This window comes from Bacteroidota bacterium (assembly GCA_034439655.1).
Classification (GTDB): Bacteria; Bacteroidota; Bacteroidia; order UKL13-3; family UKL13-3; genus CANJUD01.
Genome location: JAWXAU010000082.1, coordinates 1 through 2,916 on the forward strand (window position 1 = coordinate 1; position 2,916 = coordinate 2,916).

General features: G+C 34.8%; 3 protein-coding genes and 1 pseudogene. All 4 read right to left on the minus strand.

Annotated features, from left to right (window positions below):
* The coding region (locus SGJ10_05265) for an acyltransferase (protein ID MDZ4757533.1) at positions 1 to 346 on the minus strand (346 nt) is incomplete at its 3' end.
* A 27-nt stretch (positions 347 to 373) separates the two neighbouring features.
* Positions 374 to 988, minus strand: a complete 615-nt coding sequence (locus tag SGJ10_05270; protein MDZ4757534.1) for an FkbM family methyltransferase — start codon at positions 986 to 988, stop codon at positions 374 to 376.
* A 180-nt stretch (positions 989 to 1,168) separates the two neighbouring features.
* Positions 1,169 to 2,170 (minus strand): glycosyltransferase family 1 protein, encoded by a 1,002-nt coding sequence (locus SGJ10_05275; GenBank protein MDZ4757535.1) that lies wholly within the window; start codon positions 2,168 to 2,170, stop codon positions 1,169 to 1,171.
* A gap of 95 nt (positions 2,171 to 2,265) precedes the next feature.
* Positions 2,266 to 2,916 (minus strand): annotated as a pseudogene (locus SGJ10_05280) (NAD-dependent epimerase/dehydratase family protein).

A 2,916-nucleotide genomic window follows, 5' to 3' on the forward strand; every position in this document is an offset into this window, starting at 1 on the left:
GATTCCCAGACAAAAAGGTGTTTGATTGAAAGAAAGAGGAATTAAATACAATAAAAATGATTACTAAAAGTAAATAATAATTGGGAATAATGCGCAAAAATCTTCTAACGAAAAATGTCTGAAGGTAATAGGGAGAGGTTCTAGTCCTAAGTAAAATACTACCTATCAAATACCCAGAGAGAACAAAAAATAAATCTACCCCAGCCCAACCAAAAGAAGTAGAAAAATATAGCATTTTGCCAAAGAGATTTTGCGATGCTACCAATTGATTATTAATATAATGAAAAGAGACAATCATCAAAATAGCAATACCTCTTAATCCATCAATTTCTGGAACTCGATTCATTATTGTGTAAATTTAATTATTGTGAGTTTAATATTTCATAAAACAGAATACATTTCCGTCTTGCTCTTTTAAATGAAAGCCAAAATATGATATACAACGTTGCACCATATCGTCAATAGATTTTTCTGTACCATCAGTATGGGTGTGATGTAGTTCGATTATCATGCCAATACAGTTATCAAAAGCTCGAACATCATGCCACAGTAACTCCGCTTCTGCTCCTTCTATATCGCAAACTAAGAAATAAGAAGAAAGATTATATTGTGAAACCAACGAAGACAGTGTAGTCGTTTTTATTACGGTTGTTTCATCGCTCTGTTCCGCAGCTATGCTCGATGCGGTTGTATCTGAAGCAATAAAAAAATCAACTTCTTCTAATTTTACATTTACAGCTTTATGCTCTAAATAAAAGAAGCTATTTGATGAAATGCGTTTTTGTATATTATTTCTAAGCGTTGGCAATAAATTGGAATTAGCTTCTACACAGATCAATTTTCTATTCGGTTTTAATTTGCCTGCTATATGACTTGAGATAATACCTATACTGGCTCCCAACTCCACGACATCCTGTGAGCCATCATAATATTTCATTAAAAGTCTCCGTTCTGCACTTTCATAAAAGCCCCAAAATATAGAAGCCATTAACGTATATTGATTTTGAATAGCAGCGATGTTATACGTAAGAAAAGGGAAGCGAATCGTTGGGATAAAATCTCCAAAGACTAATCTGATGGTCTTACCTGTCAGGGTATTACATAATATTCGAAAGATATTTTTTTTGATAGTCGGCTTCATAAGTGTGCTACTGAGTAGTTTATTCTTCTAAATTAACTTCAATATTTCTTCTACTCTATCCTCCCAATATATGTTATTATGAAAATTCATTAAACTTTCATTCAACTTATTATGCAATACTTCTCTATTGTTCCACAAGCCCTCAATTTGCTCATAAATAACACGATCCGTTTCTAAATATTGAATTGAATTAACCAACCCATTCGGAAGTAGCTTGTCAAAAGAGGGATTGTCAGGCTTCTCTCCAAGGATTAAGGTGGATGCACCCGCAGCTTCAAACCACCTACACGTTATCGGACGTAGAGGCGCACATCTTTTAGGATTGGTAACTTCTACGGGCCAGGAAAAAGTAAAAACGCTATGGCTGATGTGCCAGGCATACTGCTTATACAAATCAGTTGCATCCGCCATCGGATGTTTGCCATCATGTGTAGTATAGTCGTAATATAAATTATTTGTTTTACAAAAATCTTTTACTATATCATGTACTCTATCTAAGCGACGCCCATAAGATGAGAAGTGAATAAAGCGCTCCTCCAATGGAATTCGTTTAAACAGCGATCTATCTGCTGCCTGTGAAATACAATGCCATTTACGATTCGTGCGTTTTTCTAAATCAGGAACCGCATCATTAAAAGAAGTTATCAAAACATCCCAGACATCTGTAGCAAGAATTTGTTTTATTACCGGATATTGGGAAGGCATGGTATCATATATATAAAGAATTTTGGTCTTTACAGACTTAGTCCAATCTTTAAATAAATCTAATTTATAATTTTCAGGTCCCATCAAAATACACCAACCTATATCTGCTTGAGGCGCAAAAGGGGTTTTAGGTATATATTTTCTGAGCCATGACTTATTCATTCCATAACCCAACCGATGAATATGATCGCGAAGAAATAGATATGGAGGTATCGGGTGCGCTTCTGCTCCAGTCACGGTACTTATTGCCGCTTCAAATGAACGAAGCATCCCGTATTCCCAACCGTTCAATTGAAAATCTTTAAAAATAACGTGTTTTAGCACTCCATCTGTTTTTTTGCTATGAACTTCATCATGCGCTTAACATTAAACTCAAATTATAATTACTTTTCAAGATTAGTAAATATTTACTCCATTTATTAAACTTCAATTAATCTTCTTTCCCAAGCTTCAACGATTTCTTCAAATGTTGTTTGAAGATTTTTAGTGATTGACCACTTTGGATAATGTTCTTTCATTTTGCTTAAATCACTATAATAACAAATATGATCTCCACTTCTATTGTCTGATAAATACGTATAAATCTGTGGTTTTCCTGAAAGTTTTTCTACTATTTGAAAAGCTTCCAAAATAGAAACAGAATTGTCCTTGCCACCTCCCAGATTGTACACTTCTGCAATTCGAGGCTCGGCAATAAACGCATCTATAAAACACGCTACATCATAAGCGTGTATATTATCTCTCACCTGCTTTCCTCTATAACCGTATATTTTATATTCTCGCTCTTCCAAGTTACACCGAATTAAATAACTCAAAAATCCATGTAATTCTACCCCAGAATGATTAGGACCTGTGAGGCAGCCTCCACGCAAACAACAAGTAGGCATATTAAAATAACGCCCATACTCTTGTACCATAATATCCGAAGCTAATTTAGAAGCTCCAAATAAGGAGTGTTTAGATTAGTCAACTGTAAATGTCTCGGAAATACCATTCTTATAAGCATCATCCGCATAGTCCCAACGCGTTTCTTCTTCAACAAGCTGTATTTTATTGGGCGCATCTCCATA